This is a genomic window from Chryseobacterium sp. GP-SGM7, assembly GCF_049166575.1.
GTDB lineage: Bacteria > Bacteroidota > Bacteroidia > Flavobacteriales > Weeksellaceae > Chryseobacterium.
Map to the genome: position 1 here is coordinate 1 of NZ_JBMHFF010000005.1, position 20,675 is coordinate 20,675.

Sequence of the window (20,675 nt, forward strand, 5' to 3'; positions counted from 1 at the left end):
CAACTGCCTACGTCAATCCATATAAGTTTAATGCCAAAGAATTAGACAGCGAAACAGGTCTTTATTATTATGGAGCAAGATATTACAACCCAAGGATAAGTGTGTGGTATGGAGTAGATCCGTTGGCGGAACAAATGTCAAACTGGAGTCCATATGTTTATGCATTTCAAAATCCAGTCAATTTTACAGATCCAACAGGTATGAAGCCAAATGATTGGGTTGAACAAAAAAATGGAAATATTTATTGGGATAAAAAAGCTACTTCTCAAGCTACTACAAAAAAAGATGAGATTTATAGAGGAAAAACATACCAACGAGAAAGAATATGGAGTAATATTAATGTTAGAGGAGATATTGAAAATGGCTTAATGACCGAAAATTATAATTCTAATGGGAAAATGACATATACAAACCAAACTCCTTGGATAGATAAAGCATTTGAAGAAATGAGTAAAAATATTTCTGAGACAGGCAGCAATCCGGAAATAACAAAATACTGGGCGTACACACAAATGCCTGAAGCAGCGGCAAAAGGAGATGAATGGGCTAAAAGTGTTCTAAGTGAAGATCAAACCCCTTGGTGTGCAGCGTTTATAAACTATAATTTAGGAACATCCGGCGTTGAAGGTACAAAATCAGCATTAGCCTACTCATTTAAAAAATATGGTCAGGATTTAGCTAATGGTACACCAGCTTATGGCTCTATAGCAGTAATGAATTACTCACATGTAGGATTTGTTGTTGGCGATAACAAAGATGGAAGAATAATACTATTAGGAGGAAATCAAGGAGACGCAGTTAATTTAAGCCCCAATTATAAGTCTTCTGTGATAAAGTATGTCTATCCTAGTGGAAAAACACCTTCATCTCTGCGCTTACCTCAATATAACCTAAAAGGACGTTCTCTTACAAGTGCAACATCAAGATAATTATAATATGAAAAGTTTAATTATATTTTTAACAATGGGTTTACTTAATTGTATGGGCAATTCAACTACTATGAATAACACGACAAATAAAATAACGCCTTCTAAAAAAGACAGTGCAATATATCTGAATAATAACTTTAAAATTATTATTTACTCTCAAAATAACATGGTAGAAAAATTTAAATTATACAAAATAGAAAAAAAATTCATAGTTGAAGGAAAGCCAGAACTTGTTATTATCGATGGAGAAATTCCCGAAGGTACAAATAGGATTGATTATAATAATCCGGATGATTACAAAGGTTTTACCTGTGACAGTACCTATCAATTTATTTCTAAAAATCTAAAAATATCCTTTGCTATTGAAAAGAAAACAAAAAAAAGGATGGATTTAAATATTTATGACTCTCATGAAAAAGCATTAAAAGACGGCAGTTATACTTTGATAAATCAAAAGTAAATATTAAGAGTAACACTTCACTACCACACGAAAGCCATTCGTGTGGTAGTTTTTGTATACATGAAAATCAATAGAAACCGCATCATTTGTTACGAATTGTTAGAATATTGTAAAAATATCTTTCTACAGCTATTATCTTAATTCCAGTGAAAAAAGACTTGTATCAATTTCAGATGATTAAACTAAACATCTTCAATTTTTGTATAATTCCTCACAAATAGTAATAAATGGATGAAAATGACTGGTTTGTCGTTCCACAATAATCAATAAAGCAGTTTAGATTTCTACAAAATGACAAAGTGAATGCTAATTTTAACTTTATAATTATAAAACGGATTTAATATTTTTATTATTAAAATGTAAAAAGGCTCTAAAGTATTTAGCAAATATTCTACAACATTACAATTTATATATCCAAAAATTAAGCTCAATATAAAGCACTGATTACGAAAAGACTACCTGTAAATAGAAGAAATTATCATTATTGAGACCACAAAAAAGATTAAAAAAATGTTTTATCGTAAAGAATTTTATATATTTGCACCATCTAACAATAAAAAAAAATTTACTATGTCAGACATTGCATCAAGAGTAAAAGCTATCATCGCTGATAAGCTTGACGTTGAAGAAACAGAAGTAACTCCTGAGGCTAGCTTCACAAATGATTTAGGAGCAGACTCATTAGATACAGTTGAGTTAATCATGGAATTTGAAAAAGAATTTAACATTCAAATCCCTGATGACCAAGCTGAAAAAATTACTACTGTAGGGCACGCTATTGCTTATATAGAAGAAGTAGTAAATAAATAATATTCTTCAACAAAGAAAATTTTAAAAGTTTATGGAATTAAAAAGAGTAGTTGTAACTGGTTTTGGCGCAATAACACCGGTAGGTAATAATGCGAATGAATACTGGGAAAGCCTTGTAAAAGGCAAGAGCGGAGCCGCTCCTATTACTCTTTTTGATGCCACAAACTTCAAAACAAGATTCGCTTGCGAGGTGAAAAATTTCAATCCATTAGACCATTTCGACAAGAAAGAGGCAAAAAAAATGGATAGAAACACCCAGCTTGGGCTGGTTGCTGCACGAGAAGCAGTAAGTCATTCAAAAATCATGGAAGATAATGTTGATAAAAACAGAGTCGGAGTGATTTGGGGATCAGGAATTGGCGGTTTAGAAACTTTCGAAACCGAAGTTCTGGGTTGGGCAAATACAGATATCCCAAGATTTAACCCATTCTTTATTCCAAAGATGATTGCGGATATTACACCGGGGCATATTTCTATCGAATATGGCTTTCATGGTCCCAATTATACTACAGTTTCTGCTTGTGCTTCATCAGCAAATGCATTAATCGATTCTAAAATGCTCATTCAGTTAGGTAAAGCAGACGTTATTGTTTGCGGAGGCTCTGAAGCAGCCGTTACGGCAAGTGGTGTTGGCGGATTTAATGCAATGATGGCACTTTCTACAAGAAACGAAGATCCTACAACCGCATCAAGACCTTTCGACAAAGACAGAGACGGATTTGTTTTAGGTGAAGGAGCTGGCTGTATTATCCTTGAAGAATACGAACACGCTGTGAAGCGTGGTGCAACAATTTATGCAGAGTTATTAGGTGGCGGTATGAGTGCAGATGCACATCACATGACAGCACCACATCCTGAAGGTTTAGGAGCTTATTTAGTAATGAAAAACTGTCTGGAAGATGCAGGATTAACTACTAATGATGTAGACCATATCAATATGCATGGTACGTCTACTCCATTAGGAGATATTGCAGAATCTAGCGCAATTTCAAAATTATTGGGTGAGCACGCTTACGATATTCAGATTAATTCTACCAAATCAATGACAGGTCACCTTCTGGGCGCAGCCGGAGTTATTGAAGCAATTGCTGCTATAGGAACTATTATTCATGGTATTGTTCCTCCTACAATCAATCATTTTACTGATGATGAAAACATCGACAGCAGACTAAATTTCACATTTAATACCGCTGCAAAAAAAGATGTAAAAGTTGCCATGAGTAATACTTTTGGGTTTGGTGGGCACAATGCTTGTGTTCTGTTTAAGAAAATCTAATTATTACTGAATGGAGTTACAGAAATACTTTTCTAAATTCCTTCTCAAAAAAAGAAAAAGACAACTTACGGAAAGAGACTATTTCCTGAGTACAGAACTAAATAGAATTTTAGGTACTGAGGTTCAGAATGTCAACTTTTACCGTGAAGCTTTTTCAATTAAAACCTCTTCTAAAAATCAGGAAAGCAATTACGAAAGGCTTGAATTTTTAGGAGACTCTGTTTTGGGTACAATTGTTTCGTGCCATTTGTTTCAAACTTATCCTAAAGCTAATGAAGGATATATGACGCAGATGAAATCAAAAATTGTAAATAGGAAAAATCTGAATAAATTAGGAGAAGATTTAAAGCTTACCGGTCTTTTACAAAAAAATAATCATGCTGTCGCTTTAGGAGAAAACATTTCCGGAAATCTCTTTGAAGCTCTTGTTGGTGCAGTTTATTTAGACTTCCAGTATGATACCTGCAAAAGAATAGTTTTGGAGAGGCTGCTTACGCCAACAGAAATCAATAAGCTTGAAAATAAAATTGTAAGCTACAAAGGTCTTTTGCTGGAATGGAGCCAGAAAAAGAAACTGAATATAAAATACGAAACCTGTGAAGAAATTCAGGTGAATAAATCGATCGTGTTCCGATGTCATGTCTGGCTGGGAACGGAGAAAATTGCAAACGCCACAGAAACTTCGAAGAAAAAAGCAGAAGAGAAAGCTGCACAAAGAGCATTTTATATTTTAAACAAAAAAGAAAATATACTTGGAAATCCAAAAACTTTATGATCTTGATGATATAGAATTTGAAGATATTGCCATTGCTTTGGTAAGATTAGTCAAACATATACCGGATCATGAGTTTTTTTTTAAAATCAATCAAAAAAACGATTTAACATTTTCAAGAATAAAAGATCTCGTTTACCACGGGATTTATTATGATTTTTTTTTCCCAAGGTTTGAAGCTTATCATAAGCATACTAAAACCTGTTTTACCTTTATCTCCAACAAATGTTCGGAAAGTAATCAAAAAAAATTACAAACTGAACTCTTCACAGAAGAAGAAAATATTAAGTTTTTATTAAATAATCATCCAGATGTAGAATATATTCTTCATAGTTCGGAACAATTTCCTGATTTTTCCGTAATTTTGCTGGCTGAAAATCTTGCGTTTCCGATTCAAGATTACAATCTAAGTTCTGAAGAAGAACTTTATCAAATAATACAGTATTATGAATAAGTATTTAAAGAAGACAAAAATTATCGCAACACTTGGGCCTGCTTCATCTTCGAAGGAGGTAATGTTAGGATTAATGAGAGCGGGTGTTGACGTTTTTAGAATCAATTTTTCACACGCAGACTACGATTTAGTTCGTTCCAATATAGAAATCATCAGAGATCTTAATAAAGAATATGGTTACTCAGTAAGTATTTTAGGAGATTTACAAGGTCCGAAATTGAGAGTTGGAGTTGTAAAAGAAGGCTCTTACCTTAATCCCGGAGACATTCTTACGTTTACCAACGAAAAAATTGAAGGAGATTCTACAAAAGTTTACATGACGTATCAGCAGTTTCCTCAAGATGTGAAAGTAGGTGAAAGAATCCTTATTGATGACGGTAAACTAATGCTGGAAGTTCTTGAAACCAATCAGATAGATACCGTAAAAGCAAAAACTATTCAGGGTGGACCGTTGAGTTCTAAAAAAGGAGTAAATCTTCCTAATACGAATGTTTCGCTTCCTGCTTTAACAGAAAAAGATATTCAGGATGCCAACTTCATGTTGGATATGGAAGTGGATTGGATTGCACTTTCATTCGTTCGTCATGCACAGGATATTATTGATTTGAAAGAATTAATTGCCAAACATCCAAACGGTAAGTTTAAAACACCAATCATCGCTAAAATTGAAAAGCCTGAAGGTGTAAAAAATATCGATCAAATCTTATTAGAATGTGATGGTTTGATGGTTGCACGTGGCGACCTTGGTGTTGAGGTTCCAATGGAAGAAGTTCCGGCAATTCAGAAAAACCTGGTTGAAAGAGCAAGATTCTTCTCAAAGCCTGTAATTATTGCTACTCAGATGATGGAAACAATGATTACCAGTCTAACGCCAACGAGAGCTGAAGTAAATGACGTTGCCAACTCTGTATTGGATGGAGCTGATGCAGTAATGCTTTCAGGAGAAACTTCTGTCGGCAGATATCCTGTTCAGGTAGTTGAGAATATGGCGAAGATTGTAAAAAATATCGAAATGACAAGTTTTTACCAAAATAAAAACGAACCCATCGAAAAAGATTACAACTGTATCGACGAAAGATTCATTACCAATAGAGTATGTCTTGCTGCAGTAAGAATTGCAAAAAGTACCAACGTTTCAGCAATTATTACTTTGACGAGTTCAGGTTACACTGCTTTCCAGTTATCGGCTCACAGACCAAATTCTCACATTATTGTTTACAGTGGAAACAAGAGAGTTATCACAATGCTGAATCTTCTTTGGGGAGTTCGTGCTTATTATTATGATATGAACAAACCGACTGATGAAACGATTATTCAGGTAAATATGTTAACGCACAATCACGGTTATATTGAAAGTGGAGATTTCGTCATCAACATCAACGCAACACCATCTTACGAAGGTGGAAAAACAAATACTTTGAGATTAACGACGATTTAATCATTGTCTTTGATATAAATAAAAACTCCCGATTCAAAATTAAATCGGGAGTTTTTATTTTTATTTTCCTAAAATTGTTTTCGCTGTGACAAACTCTTTTAAAGCCAATAAAGAAAGCTCTGTTCCATATCCTGAAGACTTTGTTCCTCCGAATGGAAAACGTGGATCAGAACTCGTCATTCGGTTGATATTGACTGTTCCTGACTCTAAGTTTTCAATAAAAAACTGTTGACGCTTTTTATCTTTCGTCCAAACTGAATTAGACAAGCCAAAAGGAATATCATTTGCAATTTTTAAAGCATCATCATCATTTTGAGCAATTAAAATCATTCCTAAAGGACCAAACAACTCTTCCTGTAAAATAGGATTTTCCTCTTCTACTCTGATTAGTCCCGGATTAAATTCATTATCGGAAATTCTTTCTAACGGAATAATTGCTTCTGCTCCATGATCTAAAGCTTTCTGATATTGTTTTTCCAGATCATCTGCCAAATCAGGTCTTGCCATTCCTCCCAATTTTGTTTCTTTCAAATTAGGATTTCCAGGAACATATTTTTTATATTCTTCAATAAATTTTGGTAGAAAATCAAACTCAATATCTCTTTGAATAATAAATCTTTTTGCAGCAACACAGGTTTGTCCGCAATTCTGAAGTCTTGCCAAAGCTCCCACTTTTGCAGCTTCATCCAGATCAGCATCATCCAGAACGATGAAAGCATCACTTCCACCCAATTCAAGCAAAGATTTTTTGATATTTTTTCCGGCAGTTGCAGCCACTTCTGCTCCTGCTTTTTCGCTTCCGGTCAGACTTACCCCTTTTATGATTTTATGTTCTAAAACTTCTGTTACTTCTTGATGACCAATTTCAAGATTTTGAAAGACTCCTTCCGGAAAACCTGCGTCGACAAAAACTTTTTCAATCGCATTCCCGCTTCCGAAACAAATCGATGCATGTTTCAAGACTACCGTATTTCCTGATAAAATTGCAGGAGTCGCAAATCTTAAAACCTGCCAGAAAGGAAAATTCCACGGCATTACTCCTAGAATTACACCTTTTGGAACATAGTGAATTTCTGAAATGCTAAATTCAGATTCTATCTTTTCGGGACTTAAAACATTTTTGGCTTCTGCATAATAATTCATCATTAAAGCACATTTCTCAACTTCAGAAACAGCCTGAGAAATGGGTTTATTCATTTCATTGGTAATGATTTCGCCAAAAAATTCAGACTGAGATTTAAAAATTTCCGCAGCTTTTGCAATGAGTTTCTGCTTTTCTTCGAAAGGAACTTTTTTCCATTCCTGAAAAGCCTGATCAGCTTTTAACAGCTTGTTTTCTATTAAATTTTCCATGTTAGATTTTCCATTTTTAAAGATTCAGAACAAATCTTCTGCTTTTGGATAAAGCATTTGTAAGGCAACAAATTCTGTTCCTTATACTCTATAATATTACTGATAAATTCTATGATTTTTATTTATTTAGGCTAAAAGTTGTCATTTCTTAATTGGAAAATTAATCCTTGATTCAAGTTAAAATTCTCATGCGGGTTTATGTGATCTAGCAGATTTTCTGATATGTTAAACCTGCATAATCTGCTCAATCAGCGAGAGACAAATTCTTACTAGATCATAAACCATTCATTGGCAAGACTTGCCGCTAATCTTGCAGTTCTTTGCTGAATATCAAACTGAGGATTAACTTCTGCAATATCCAATGCAACAAGTTTTTCATTTCTCAGAATATGTCTGTACAAATGCATGAAAGCAGCGTCAGCAAAAATTCCGTTATAGGCTGAAGCTGAAACTCCCGGAGCAATCGAAGCATTGAAAACATCCATACAAATCGTCATATAAAGCACATCAACAGATTCTGCAAGTTCATTTACTCTTTCATAAACTGACGGAAGATTTTCGAAGAACAGTTCATCCGCCAAAATATATTTCATCCCAAACTGATGTGCAGTATCAAAAAGTTTCAACGTATTAGAATTTCTCTGGATACCAATATGCAATGAATTGATTTCACCTTCCTGAGCAATTTGCCAAAATCCGGTACCAGAACTTGCTCCTACTCCATTTTCAGGCTGTCTGTTATCAAAATGGGCGTCAAAATTAATGATACCTATTTTCTGTTCAGGAAAAGCAGTTCGCACTCCACGGTAATGACCAAATGTGACTTCATGACCGCCGCCAAGAACAATAGATTTCCCACCTTTCAACAAAACTTTTGAAACATTTTTTGCCAATTCATTCTGTGAATTTTCAAGATTTCCGTCTTCACAATTTAAATTTCCGAAATCGAGAAGAGAAAATTCTGGGCGAACTACCGGAAAATTGGATATATTTTTCCGAATAATATCCGGCGCATCTTTTGCACCCTGCCTTCCTTTATTTCTGCGAACCCCCTCATCAACGGCAAAACCGTGTAAAACGAAATCGTTAGTTGAAATTAAATCATAGTTTGATTCTTCTTTTACTCTTTGAAATATTCTGTGATAAAGCAATTCTTCACCATCTAATCTTCCCTGCCAAATATTATTCATTTATTGATAATTTTACATCTGTTTTGCTGAAAACATATAAACTTACTATTGAAAAAAGTAGTTATAAAATTCCACTTCATATATTAACATTTCTATTAACATGCTTTCAACTTAATAATTTGAAAATATTACTTAATTAAAGTTTGTAATGTTTAAAAACACCTTATGTGCATCTATAAATTTGTTTTACTACAGTAAGTGAAATATCTTTGTTTACTTTTAAAAAAGCTTTTTTGATTTAAATTCTTTGTTTTACTTTGCTATAAAATAAACGCAAGGTTAAACAAAAGAAACTCAAAAACCATGCTGAAATAAATTAAAACAAGGGCGCTTCGCTTATCAAAGAAATGCAAGTTTTTGATTTTCAGCTTATTTAATATTTTCCCATAAATGCGCAACAGGTAAAAACATCTATTTTAATATTTTTTCACCATTAATATAAACACTTTCTGCATTCAACCTTCCCTGATTATACAGAATATTTTGGAAATTGTTTGTTTTATACGTTACAAAATCGGCTTTCAAGCCTTCTCTTAAACTTCCTCTGTCATTCAAATTTAATGCAAAAGCTGCACGAAATGTCATTCCTGCTAAAACTTCTGCGGTTGTTAGTTTTTCAAAAGTTGCCAAAATTGAAGCTTGGGTAATTAAATTTCCCATCGGAGCTGAACCTGGATTCCAGTCACTTGCGATGGCTAAAATCGCTCCTGCATCCAATAATTTTCTTGCCGGAGTAAATTTTTCACCTAAACCTAAACTTGCGCCCGGTAAAGCGGTTGCAACAGTATCTGATTTTGCTAAAAACTCAATATCTTCATCAATTGTTGCTTCAAGATGATCTGCTGATTTCGCACCTACTTCCACTGCGATTCTAGAACTTCCTGCCGTAAATTGATCTGCATGAACGGTAATTTCAAAACCTAACTCTTTAGTTTTAAGTAAAAACTCTTTACTTTCATCAGGTTGAAAAGCCGATTTTTCAATAAAAATATCGACACGCTCTGCTAAGTTCTCTTCTTTTACTATTGGTAAAATTTCGGTTAAGATATAGTGTAGATATTCTTCGTTTGTTCCTTCAAAATCCCGTGGTTTTAAATGTGCGGAAAGACAGGTCGCAACCAGGGTTGCTTTTGTCTGTGCCTGAGCTTTTTTAATGATTCTAAGCATTTTCAGTTCATTTTCTAGATCTAAACCGTAGCCGCTTTTTACTTCGATGGTTGTAATTCCGAGAGCTATTAAAAAATCTATTCTTTCCAATAATGTTTCCAATAATTCTTCTTCCGAAGCATGTCTTGTATGTAGAACAGAACTCCAGATTCCTCCACCACTTTCAGCAATTTCCAGATAAGTTTTCCCTGCATTTCGCATGGCAAAATCATTAGCACGGTTTCCGCCGAAACAAATATGGGTGTGAGAATCTACGAAAGCAGGAAGAACTATTTGTTCGCCATCAATAGTTTCAATTTCAATATTTTTATTTTCTGCTTTTAAATTTTCAAACTGACCAACTTTTTGAATTTTATCATTTTGAATTAAAATTCCGCCATCAACAATAATTTCGAGTTGCTCATCAGAAAGTTTTCCTCTTAACGGAAGATTGGCAAGGGTTACGACTTGCTTGAAAGGACCAATTAATTTCATTTATTTAGTTTAAAGCTAAAGTTTCGATCAATGATTGATTTACTTTGCTTAGATACTTTCAGCATGACAAAAAATCTGCATAAATTTTGTCATCCCGTACGAATCTCAGCTTAGAATTATTAAAAAAATTTTATTTTGTTTTTTTCTCTCTCAAAAATACTCAAAATATCTCTTCTGCTCAAATCTTAATTTTTCATCAAATCAACCTTACTCTTAACCTCAATTTTCCTATCTTTACGGTAAATGAAACCGAATTAATGCCAGATTTTTTACATCCAGACAAAGACAATTTTTCCAACGAGGAACTCATGCAGGAAGAGAAAATTCGTCCGCAGAGCTTTAAGGATTTTGCAGGGCAGAGAAAAACTTTAGAGAATCTTGAAGTTTTCGTTACTGCTGCGAAAAAGCGTGGCGGTGCGCTTGATCATGTCCTTTTGCATGGCCCGCCCGGTTTGGGAAAAACAACTTTAGCCAATATTATTGCCAATGAACTGGGAGTAGGCTGTAAAATAACTTCCGGTCCTGTTTTAGATAAACCCGGAAGTCTAGCCGGTTTACTAACCAATCTTGAGGAAAATGATGTTCTTTTTATTGATGAAATTCACAGGCTTTCGCCAATTGTGGAAGAATACCTGTACTCGGCGATGGAAGATTATAAGATCGACATTATGCTGGAAACCGGCCCAAATGCAAGAAGCGTTCAGATTGGTTTAAATCCTTTTACTTTAGTCGGAGCAACAACACGAAGCGGAATGCTGACAAAACCTATGCTGGCAAGATTCGGAATTCAAAGCAGACTGGAATACTACACGATTGAATTGTTATCGATGATTATCATCCGAAGTGCAAGAGTTTTGGGTGTAAAAATCTATGAAGATGCAGCCATTGAAATTGCAAGGAGAAGCCGTGGAACACCCAGAATTGCGAATGCACTTTTAAGAAGAGTCCGTGATTTTGCCGAAATTAAAGGAAATGGGGAAATTGAAATTGAGATTACAAAATATGCTTTGAATTCATTAAATGTAGACGAATTTGGTCTGGATGAAATGGATAATAAAATCATGCGGGTGATGATTGAAAATTTCAAAGGAAAACCTGTCGGAATTTCAGCTTTGGCAACTTCCATCGCAGAAAACCCTGAAACTTTGGAGGAGGTTTATGAACCTTTTTTGATTCAGGAAGGATTTATTATCAGAACTCCAAGAGGTAGAGAAGTGACTGATAAAGCTTATAAACATCTGAATATATCGAGACCTAAAAATACGGGGGAATTGTTTTAATTTTATCTTTAAACTAAATGTAAAACATAATAATATATGAAACTATATCCAATACAGTGCGGAAAATTTAAGCTCGACGGCGGAGCAATGTTCGGAGTCGTCCCAAAGAGTTTGTGGGAAAAAACCAATCCTGCAGACGAAAGAAATTTAATCGAACTCGGAACAAGATCTTTACTGGTTGAAGACGGAAAAAAATTAATTTTAATTGACTGCGGTCTTGGTAATAAGCAGGATGATAAGTTTTTCGGTCATTATTCGCTTTGGGGAGATGATAATTTAGATAAAAATTTAAAGAAATATGGTTTTGTAAAAGAAGATATTACTGATGTTTTCTTAACCCATCTCCATTTCGATCATTGCGGCGGCGCTATTGAATGGAATGACGACAGATCCGGATACAGACCTGCATTTAAAAATGCACAATTCTGGACGAACGAGAATCACTGGCAATGGGCAACTGAGCCTAATGCAAGAGAAAAAGCAAGCTTTTTAAAGGAAAATATTCTTCCGATTCAAGAGAGCGGACAATTGAACTTTTTACCGTTACCGTCAAATGGAAATTATGGTTTTGCTCCGGACTTGAAAATGGATGTTATTTTTGTTGACGGTCATACAGAAAAACAAATGTTACCTGTCATTCAATATCAGGAAAAGACGATTGTTTTTGCAGCAGATTTAATTCCGACAGCCGGGCATATTCCACAAGTGTACGTAATGGGCTATGATACAAGACCTTTATTAACGCTTGAAGAAAAAGCTAAGTTCTTAAAACAGTGTGTTGAAAATGATTATCTCTTGTTTTTTGAGCATGATGCACATCACGAACTGGCAAGTTTAAAAATGACCGAAAAAGGAGTTCGTCTTGATGAAACGTTTACTTTCAATGATGTTTTTGGATATTAATTTTTATGATGGAAGAATTACATCCAGAGGCTAAAAAGACAGAGCCCGATCCCATATCGACACCAAAAATAATTGGTCTAACCGGTGGAATTGGCTCAGGAAAAACTACTGTTGCAAAATTTATTGAAGAATTCGGTTTTCCGGTATATTATTCCGATGACAGAGCGAAAGAAATTGTAAATGACAACGATGAACTGAAAATAAAGATTAAAGAACTTTTAGGTGATTCTGCATATGATCAAAGTGGGCTTTACAATAGAAAATTTGTTGCCGAAAAAGTTTTTAACGACAAAAATCTGCTTCAAAGCTTAAATGAAATTATTCATCCTGCAGTTCGCATTGATTTCGATAATTGGGTTAAAAAGCAGACAAAATATCTGGTTTTTAAAGAGACTGCCTTACTGTTTGAATTAAAGCTTAATCAACAGTGTTATCATTCAGTTTTGGTGACTGCAGAGGATAACATCAGAATAAAAAGAGTGATGGATCGTGACGGAAAAACCTATCGGGAAGTGCAATCTGTCATGGAAAAACAGATGCCCGAAAAGGATAAAATTAAGTTGGCAGATTGTGTAATTTATAACAATACCAATCTTGACGATTTAAAAGAACAAACTGAAAAAGTAATTTTTGAAATAGAATAAAATACTCCCGTTGAAATGTCAGCGGGAGTATTTTATTCTATGTTACTATACCATCATTTAACACAAAAAAATAAAGCTCTCATTTCTGAGAGCTTATTCTATTTATTCAAAATTGATTATTCTTTAATGAATTTCTTCTGAGCTGTGCCCTGAACATCATCAATATCGATTGTATATACACCGTTAATCAATCTGCTTACGTCAATCTTATTATTTAAGATAACTCCGCTTGAGATTACCTGACCAGCAGCGCTATAAATTTTATAGTTTGCTTTTTTGCTGATATTTTTCACATTCAATATCGATTTAACCGGGTTCGGGTAAATCATTATATCTGTTTGATTAAGTGCATTTGCAACAGGAAGTTTAGATATTCTTACTGTATAATCTTCAACTTCGCCGTTAGCAAAATTTGTACAGTTTACAGGAATACCATCTTTAGCCATTGCAACTCTCATGACAACATATTTATAATCTGTCATACTTACAAAAGCATCTGCCGGCACACTGAAAGTAGCACTAGCTGTTGTATTTTCATTAGGACCATCAGCAAGGATTCTTTCATTTAAATCGAAAGTTCCATTTCTGTTAAAGTCAATCCAAACTGCAACGCCACCTTTAGATCCTGAACTTAATTTTTTATCAACAATAATCTGATTACCAGTAGATCCCTGGATCATTTCAATGAATTTTGCAGATATACCTGTAAAGTCAGAGTATCCTAAACCTGTTACCACGTCATTAATCATTTGTGGTTTTCCTGTTGGCTTCACAGTTACTTTTGAAATAGATTCACTAACTGCACTTGCACCTGACATCTGACAATATACTACTGTAGGAGTTGTAAAATAGTAAGGAGCAGTGTAAGTACCTGGTGTACCATTACAAACATTCACTACCTTCATTTCATATTTTGTTAATTCCAATAATCCAGTTATTGTATATGTATTTATACTTACCGGAACGTTTGTCCAGCTCGGAATACCTACTTTTCTATAACTTAAAATATAAGTAGCACCCGGGAAAGGATCCCAAACTACCACTGCAGTTGTAGGAGCAAGCTGAGTAATAGTTAATCCCGGAGGAGGCATGGAACAAATTCTTTCTGTTGTAAATACTACCGGAGTAGAGTAAGGATTAACAGTAGTTGTTCCAACACAAATATTTGCAACTCTTACTTCATATTTTGTATAAGGATCTAAATTCTGTAATAAATATGATGTTCCCGTTACCGGTGTATAACCCGGAGCAGCTACAGGTAGCCACTGAACATCACCAACTTTTCTGTACTGAAGTGCAAATGTAGCATTTGGTACAGCACTCCAGTTTACCATTGCAGAAGTAGAAGTTATTTGATTAACCGTTACTGATGGTGGAGTTGGATCACATAATGTACTGAATACCGTTACCGGAGATGGAGTACCATAAGTTGTACCACAAATTGATGTAACCTGTACTTCATAAATTTTAGATGGCAACAGAACATTATTGATCGTATATGTCGCAGTAGGCGCATTAATAATCGTAGAAGTATTTGCAGGAGGCCAACCAGTTGTACCTTGCTCTCTCCACTGAACAATATAGTTTAAATTATCCGGTATCGGAGTCCAAGAAACTGTTGCTGAAGAGTTTGTAATTCCTGAAATAGTCACATTATTTGGTGCCGTTGTAGAACAAGGTTTAATAATGTATGTAAAATCTACATAGTTACCGTAAGGTGCAGAGCCACATGGAGTCATTGTACCAATATATGATGCAGCAAATCTTGCTCTGTAAGATCCTGAAGGATGACCTACTGATGTTATAGTACCAGTAGCATTACCTGTTAAATAGTTCCCTGAAAAATATACTTGTTCAGTCGTAGTATCAAAAACCAAATCATTATTCCAATCTATCCAGATATAATAATAATAACTGCTAGTTCCTACATTCATACTAAAATTCACAACACCGCCAGGAACTACAGAGAAATTTGTAGCAGAATTATTCACATATGCTGAATAAGAATTGGCTGTATAATTCAGATTTGTAATTCCGCCTGTTGTTGAAATTGTTTTTAGATAGTAAGACGTAGAAGATGAACCACCTGAAGGCACACAATATCCTGTAAAGACAGATATTGGATCTGAAAAATCACTGATGTCTGTAGCACTACATTTAGCTTTAATCCAAATATAATAAGTAGTATTTGCAGCAAGACCTGTAATTGCCTGAGTAGGACCTGTAACGCCTGTGAATTGAGGAGTTGCAGGAGGAGTCGTTGTTGTACTGTAATAAACATCATATCCATTTGCAGGAGGAGTAGCAGGAACTGTCCATTGTACTGTTGCACCAGATGTAGAGGCAGTTAAAATAGACACTCCTTGAGGTTCTATACAACTAGGAGCCAGTCTTAGTTTAAAGTCGTCAACACCTAAATACCAAGGTGCAAATGTGGACGAAACATTTAATCCAAAATTATAGTTTCCAGATGCAGTTGGTGTATAGTATATTTTGTATTGCTTGTAAGCAGCTGTACCTTGAGTTGCAGTAATAAAAGTACCAAGGTTTGTCGCCCCTGTCATATTTTGTGCTGTATTCACAAGTACATTACCAGTGTATCCAACTAAGTTACTAGAAGTACCACCTGTATGATAATAGAATGAAAATTCATACGTAGTACCTGCTGTTAAGGCAAAGCTAGGAGTCCAAAGTTGGCTTGGATTTGTGTTACCATATTGAATTCTCATGTAATTCGGTGCCGATCTTGGTCCTGGCGAAGTCGTTGATGCAGCTGCATTTGAAGAGGTCCAAGCAGAAGTACCTGTAACCTGTGCCCAACAAGACGGAACTAACCCTGCACCAAGAGGTGTTAAGGTGTCGAAATTCTCAGTCCACTGTAAAGTGGTGATTGCAGTACATACTGTTCTGAAGTTTCTTTCCGTACAAGATGCAGATGAACCTCCCGCATTGTAAGAATTTACTTTGTAAAAATATTGTGTACTATTTGCAAGCGGAGTAGGCAAAGTATATGATGTAACGTTTCCTACATCAAGATTATTAATAGTCTGAGTACCGCCTGTTGTAGTACCCATAGTCAGTCTATATCCTGTAGCACCTGTTACTGCTGCCCAAGTAATAGTTGGCGTAAGAGATACTCCTACAGCTCCTGCAGCAGGTGCAGATACAGCAGGACAAGGAATAGTTTGTGTTGTAAAACTTCTCACTGAACAAACCGCTGACGGATTAGTTGCATTATATGAACTTACAGTGTAATAATACTGCGTATTATATTGCAATCCTGATGCAGCGGGAATTGTAAATGTTGTAACATTTCCAAGATCTTGATTATTGATAATATTGGTACCGCCAGATGTGGTACCCACTGATAATCTATAGCCTGTAGCACCACTCACTGCATTCCATGTGATTGCTGGTGTTAAACTAACACCAGTTGCAGCAGCAGCTGGAGCTGTTACTGTAGGACAAGCCGGAATTGCACTAGGCGTTAAACCTAAAATAGTCGTAACTGAATTGTAACCATTTCTTCCTCCTGCAGTTGGTGGAGTTGCAGGGTTAGGGTTTGTAGTATCATTTCTGTAATAAATAGATCTATCGGTTGCTGTATTATATACATACATTGCCTCAGCAAACCCATTTGAATCATAATTTGCCGAAGTTTCTCTGGCAGCGATTACCAGATTATCTACGTTATTATAAGCGAATGGAGTTGGTAATGTAATTTCAACAACACCTGCATTATTGGTAACAGTTCCTGTAAATACTTGAGTTAATCCAGCTACAGGTATCCAATCTGTATTTGATGTGAATGATGTTTTGGTAGTATGCCCTAAATATACAACCCAACTTGACGAATTCGTAAGGGTGGATGATGCATTTAAGTAAAACTTCAACCCAGTAATATTCCCAGCGGCGGCAGCATTAATTTCAGTTTTAGGAAAAATTTGCTGTACATAAGAATACCCATAATAAGTACTAATTGGAGCAATCCCCGTAGTAGTACTTCCAACACCCAGATTTATCTGGGCATTTACACATGTGACTATAAATAATAGACACGAGAATAAAAATTTCTTCATAAATAGTAAATTAAGAATCTAATGAAGTATTAAAACGACTTTCAAAGTTATCAATAAGTTTTTCTGAGAAACTATTGACTGTATTTATTTCCATAATCAAATTTCCTTTTTGGGGAAGCAGATGAAATAACAATTGCGTATAAACAGCATTATAATTGTTTTTTATAAAACCTAGTGCTTGTAATATATGAAATTGCAGTAAAGATGTAAAGAATTTCTTCATAGGCTAAATTATTTTATATTAAATACAAATCTAATGATTTTTTATAATTAAAATATATATTCGGATATATTTTTTACAATTACTTCATCAAAAGCGAACTTATGATTTCAAATAAAAAAAATCCTCAAGTAAAACTTGAGGATTCATTAGTATATAAAAGAATTTATTATTTCTTAATAAATTTTACATTTTCAGATACACCTTTATCACTTATGCTAATGATATAGGTACCTTTTACCAATTCAGAAACTCTAACCTGGTTATTATTGATTTCACCAGCTTTTATAATTTGTCCTACAGCATTATGAATTTCAAATTTAGCCTTGTTAGAAACTTTTGTTATATTCAAAACATCAGTTGCTGGGTTTGGATAAACCTGAATACCCGTTTTCACTGAACCAGATTCATTAGTAGCTAGATTTGTTACAACTACAATGTTATAATCTTCAACTTCACCATAGCTAAAAGTACCACAACCTGCAAATGTATTACCTAAAGAAAGACCTGCATTTGATGCCCCTGCGTAATACAATATCACTCTCATTCTAAGAGGCTGGTTAGTAACAGCCGTTGAAGGGATTGTAAAATTACCACTTATCGGACCAGTTGGAAGTGCTACAGGATAATTATAAACTCTTTCAGAAGCTTCAAAAACCCCATTATTATTATAATCAATAAACACAAGTGCTGTATCATAATCAGGATTTGCAATCGTCATAGTAAATGTATACTGTGTATTTAAAGCCAGGGTTGGCTGAAGAGCAGTATTTGTGGTATAATTTGTATAACCAGATGGCCCACTAGAATTTGAAAGTAATACATTATTCCCATTATTGATGGTAACATTTGATATATATTCAAATTGTGGAGAATTTGTTGCAGAAATTGTGCAATAAGTTACTGTAAGTGTTGAAAAAATCACACTCGCAGAGAAAGGTCCCTGAGTTCCACACACAGATGCAACCTGTACTTCATAAGTAGAATTTGCAGTTAAACCTGGTAAATTCACGGTATTTGTAGTGGAAGTAGTTTGCTGCCATGTATTATCAGTGGTTTTTTTATACTGTATTACATATGAAGTAGCACCAGTTACAGGAGCCCAATTTACAGTAGCTGCAGAAGACGTAATTCCTGTTACGTTAACACCACTTACTGCACTTCCGCAAGCTACCTGATTTACAACCATCATTTTCTTCAAAGTATAAAATACGTTTCCAATAGATGAAACTCTAAGAGCTACAAACTGACCATTTAATGACACAGGCATACTAATGTTTTCTGTACCATCATTTGCTGTACTTGCAGAAAGAACAGTCCAGTTAGCACCATTATCTACGGAATAATCAATTTTTACATTAGGCGAATTATATGCACCAGATGCAGTATTTGCAACATCCCATGTAATTGTATTTACTGCATTTGAATATAGGTATGATGAGGTGTTGCTGATTTTGAATGGCCCATCTGCTCCTACAGTAATTGTTTGCTCAGCATATTGAGTTTGTTGTTGGTTCGAAAATGGACTGTTATCTCTCACCGTTACAGCAAACTTAGAACTTCTTGCAACCTGTGATGTAGATTCCCATGTATCTAGAGAGTTATCTAATACTCCTGCTAAAACAGAAGAAAATTTCGGGAAATATCTCGTAGGACTTGTTGTAGGAGTAAATGATCTGAATGAAGCTCCGTAAGTTGTAGTACCTAAATTTGTCTTATTTATAGTTTGCGCACTCGTCATTCCGCTATCCACCTGCTCCCAAGTATATGTCATAGGATCATTTTCCTGATCAGTTACGGAAGCCGTTAAAACAAATGCAGTTCCTTTTGGAATTGTATAAGCTGGTAATGCAGCAATAACAGGAGGGAAATTATTGGTACTTGTTTCGATGTCACAAGTTTTAGTTGTTAAATTTGTCTGAACCTGTCTAATTGTAACATTATGGAAGTATGGATCTGAATGCGCCTGAACATCAGTAGCAGCACCAGTGATTCCTGCATAGCCCATAATAGTAGAGCCAGACCCTGGTTCAACATTTACCCCTGATCCTTCTATAGCTTGCGAGAATGTATGATTACCCCCTAGTTGGTGGCCAATTTCATGCGCGACATAATCTATATCAAATGTGTCTCCTGAAGGATTTCCATCTCCAGGTGAGGTAAATCCTGACCCTTTTTGTTTAGAAAGAGATGTAGCTGGAGTTCCTGTTGGATCAATACAAACACATCCTATGCAACCGGCATTTCCGCCACCACCAGAATCTCCAAATAAATGACCTATATCATAATTTGCACTTCCTACATTTACACTCAGTGTTTGTTGAAGTTGTACATTCCAACCATTTGCATTATTTGAATTCGCTGCTGCTGTTCCAATTGCAGGATCAGAATAAGGATCTGTAGTTCCGTTTAAGTAAATGACATTCGGAAAGTTTTGTAAATTTAAATGCAGCGCAAAATCTTTCTCAAAAACACCATTTACTCTCGTTAAAGTAGCATTTACCTGAGCCAATGCACCAGCAACAGTACCTCCAAATTTTTGAGCATATTCACCTGTAACAGAAACTACCAATCGCATAGTACGGTATTTCTTGTCTGATGATTTTAAAAAATCTGTAGATTGATTAGTAAATGACTTGCCTTTCTCAAGAAGAGCTTCAATGTCCTGTTTAGCTGAAGGATTTTCATCCGTACTACAAATAAAGCTTTTCCCAGCAGTAGGTTTTGATTTTGGATGAACCGTGTAAACTGTTTTATCAGATGCTGATGGTTCAATAAATTCATAATCGCCTCCTCGGATAATCATAGCTTGAAAATCATTTGGAGATACGGAAAATCTTAAATATTTTGTAGGATCATCAATACCAACACCTACATAAGAACCTAGCTGATATTGATCGGCCAATTCTTTAACTACAACGGGAAAACTGTATACGGCGAATCTTTCCATTTTACCCTTTAGAGTAGGTAATAAAATTTCTATTGCCTTTGCATTAGATCCCGTTTCATTCGCATTCTTAAGTTGGTTTCTGATCATATTGATATCCAACTTATACTGTGGCTGTATAGAAGAAGGTTCTATTACAGAACTTCTCTTTGCTGTAGCAGGCGTCCACTGAGCCAGTGCAGAGCCACCAATTAAGCTACAAAATAAAACAGTAATGAGTTTTTTCATAAAGATGAATTATTATAATCTCCAAATATATAACTTTTACCAATGGTATTT

General features: G+C 35.0%; 15 protein-coding genes. 10 read left to right on the plus strand and 5 right to left on the minus strand.

Annotated features, from left to right (window positions below; translation table 11 throughout):
* The 7 genes from ACOOWA_RS16770 to pyk all read left to right on the plus strand — a co-directional run.
* The coding region (locus tag ACOOWA_RS16770) for a TIGR02594 family protein (RefSeq protein WP_421376955.1) at window positions 1-929 on the plus strand (929 nt) is incomplete at its 5' end.
* Window positions 930-936: 7 nt separating this feature from the next.
* Window positions 937-1,389, plus strand: coding sequence for a hypothetical protein (locus ACOOWA_RS16775; RefSeq protein ID WP_421376956.1), 453 nt, complete (start codon window positions 937-939; stop codon window positions 1,387-1,389).
* Between the two features lie 570 nt (window positions 1,390-1,959).
* Window positions 1,960-2,199, plus strand: coding sequence for an acyl carrier protein (locus tag ACOOWA_RS16780; protein ID WP_002976354.1), 240 nt, complete (start codon window positions 1,960-1,962; stop codon window positions 2,197-2,199).
* Window positions 2,200-2,230: 31 nt separating this feature from the next.
* On the plus strand, window positions 2,231-3,475 hold the full coding sequence (gene fabF / locus ACOOWA_RS16785) for a beta-ketoacyl-ACP synthase II (RefSeq protein ID WP_421376957.1): 1,245 nt from the start codon (window positions 2,231-2,233) through the stop codon (window positions 3,473-3,475).
* A gap of 10 nt (window positions 3,476-3,485) precedes the next feature.
* Complete coding sequence (gene rnc / locus ACOOWA_RS16790; protein WP_421376959.1) at window positions 3,486-4,250, plus strand: ribonuclease III; 765 nt, start codon at window positions 3,486-3,488, stop codon at window positions 4,248-4,250.
* Window positions 4,228-4,701, plus strand: a complete 474-nt coding sequence (locus ACOOWA_RS16795) for an IPExxxVDY family protein (RefSeq protein WP_421376960.1) — start codon at window positions 4,228-4,230, stop codon at window positions 4,699-4,701. The genes rnc and ACOOWA_RS16795 overlap by 23 nt, the downstream gene beginning before the upstream one ends.
* A complete protein-coding gene (pyk, locus tag ACOOWA_RS16800; RefSeq protein WP_421376961.1) occupies window positions 4,694-6,139 on the plus strand; it encodes a pyruvate kinase in 1,446 nt (481 codons plus the stop codon). The genes ACOOWA_RS16795 and pyk overlap by 8 nt, the downstream gene beginning before the upstream one ends.
* 60 nt (window positions 6,140-6,199) lie before the next feature.
* Here pyk and ACOOWA_RS16805 read toward each other — a convergent pair whose 3' ends face one another.
* The 3 genes from ACOOWA_RS16805 to hutI form a co-directional block, all read right to left on the minus strand.
* Entirely contained in the window at window positions 6,200-7,492 is a 1,293-nt protein-coding gene (locus ACOOWA_RS16805; RefSeq protein ID WP_421376962.1) for an aldehyde dehydrogenase family protein, read from the minus strand.
* Window positions 7,493-7,761: 269 nt separating this feature from the next.
* Window positions 7,762-8,682 (minus strand): formimidoylglutamase, encoded by a 921-nt coding sequence (hutG, locus tag ACOOWA_RS16810; protein WP_421376964.1) that lies wholly within the window; start codon window positions 8,680-8,682, stop codon window positions 7,762-7,764.
* 411 nt (window positions 8,683-9,093) lie between these two features.
* The gene (hutI, locus tag ACOOWA_RS16815) at window positions 9,094-10,323 is read right to left on the minus strand and encodes an imidazolonepropionase (RefSeq protein ID WP_421376966.1); all 1,230 of its coding nucleotides are present in this window, start codon (window positions 10,321-10,323) and stop codon (window positions 9,094-9,096) included.
* Window positions 10,324-10,580: 257 nt separating this feature from the next.
* Between hutI and ruvB the strand changes: the two genes are divergently transcribed.
* Genes ruvB through coaE form a run of 3 tightly spaced genes read left to right on the plus strand, consistent with a single transcriptional unit; the run spans window position 10,581 to window position 13,150 of the window.
* Window positions 10,581-11,603: a Holliday junction branch migration DNA helicase RuvB gene (gene ruvB, locus ACOOWA_RS16820; protein ID WP_421376967.1), complete on the plus strand. Its 1,023-nt coding sequence runs from the start codon at window positions 10,581-10,583 to the stop codon at window positions 11,601-11,603.
* Window positions 11,604-11,639: 36 nt separating this feature from the next.
* Window positions 11,640-12,506 carry an MBL fold metallo-hydrolase gene (locus ACOOWA_RS16825; protein WP_421376968.1) on the plus strand — a complete coding sequence of 289 codons (867 nt, stop codon included), beginning with the start codon at window positions 11,640-11,642 and terminating at the stop codon, window positions 12,504-12,506.
* A gap of 8 nt (window positions 12,507-12,514) precedes the next feature.
* A complete protein-coding gene (gene coaE, locus ACOOWA_RS16830; RefSeq protein ID WP_421377150.1) occupies window positions 12,515-13,150 on the plus strand; it encodes a dephospho-CoA kinase in 636 nt (211 codons plus the stop codon).
* A 116-nt stretch (window positions 13,151-13,266) separates the two neighbouring features.
* Here coaE and ACOOWA_RS16835 read toward each other — a convergent pair whose 3' ends face one another.
* Together ACOOWA_RS16835 and ACOOWA_RS16840 are read right to left on the minus strand one after the other, a co-directional pair.
* Window positions 13,267-17,229, minus strand: coding sequence for a fibronectin type III domain-containing protein (locus ACOOWA_RS16835; protein ID WP_421376970.1), 3,963 nt, complete (start codon window positions 17,227-17,229; stop codon window positions 13,267-13,269).
* A 389-nt stretch (window positions 17,230-17,618) separates the two neighbouring features.
* Window positions 17,619-20,624, minus strand: coding sequence for a reprolysin-like metallopeptidase (locus ACOOWA_RS16840; RefSeq protein WP_421376971.1), 3,006 nt, complete (start codon window positions 20,622-20,624; stop codon window positions 17,619-17,621).
* Window positions 20,625-20,675: the final 51 nt, after the last annotated feature.

Bases quoted from the DNA above. Each gene is read 5' to 3' on its own strand.
- hutI (WP_421376966.1), bottom strand. From the start codon at position 10,323: ATGAAATTAATTGGTCCTTTCAAGCAAGTCGTAACCCTTGCCAATCTT.
- ACOOWA_RS16780 (WP_002976354.1), top strand. From the start codon at position 1,960: ATGTCAGACATTGCATCAAGAGTAAAAGCTATCATCGCTGATAAGCTT.
- ACOOWA_RS16805 (WP_421376962.1), bottom strand. From the start codon at position 7,492: ATGGAAAATTTAATAGAAAACAAGCTGTTAAAAGCTGATCAGGCTTTT.
- coaE (WP_421377150.1), top strand. From the start codon at position 12,515: ATGGAAGAATTACATCCAGAGGCTAAAAAGACAGAGCCCGATCCCATA.
- pyk (WP_421376961.1), top strand. From the start codon at position 4,694: ATGAATAAGTATTTAAAGAAGACAAAAATTATCGCAACACTTGGGCCT.
- ruvB (WP_421376967.1), top strand. From the start codon at position 10,581: ATGCCAGATTTTTTACATCCAGACAAAGACAATTTTTCCAACGAGGAA.
- ACOOWA_RS16840 (WP_421376971.1), bottom strand. From the start codon at position 20,624: ATGAAAAAACTCATTACTGTTTTATTTTGTAGCTTAATTGGTGGCTCT.
- ACOOWA_RS16835 (WP_421376970.1), bottom strand. From the start codon at position 17,229: ATGAAGAAATTTTTATTCTCGTGTCTATTATTTATAGTCACATGTGTA.
- fabF (WP_421376957.1), top strand. From the start codon at position 2,231: ATGGAATTAAAAAGAGTAGTTGTAACTGGTTTTGGCGCAATAACACCG.
- rnc (WP_421376959.1), top strand. From the start codon at position 3,486: ATGGAGTTACAGAAATACTTTTCTAAATTCCTTCTCAAAAAAAGAAAA.
- hutG (WP_421376964.1), bottom strand. From the start codon at position 8,682: ATGAATAATATTTGGCAGGGAAGATTAGATGGTGAAGAATTGCTTTAT.
- ACOOWA_RS16775 (WP_421376956.1), top strand. From the start codon at position 937: ATGAAAAGTTTAATTATATTTTTAACAATGGGTTTACTTAATTGTATG.
- ACOOWA_RS16825 (WP_421376968.1), top strand. From the start codon at position 11,640: ATGAAACTATATCCAATACAGTGCGGAAAATTTAAGCTCGACGGCGGA.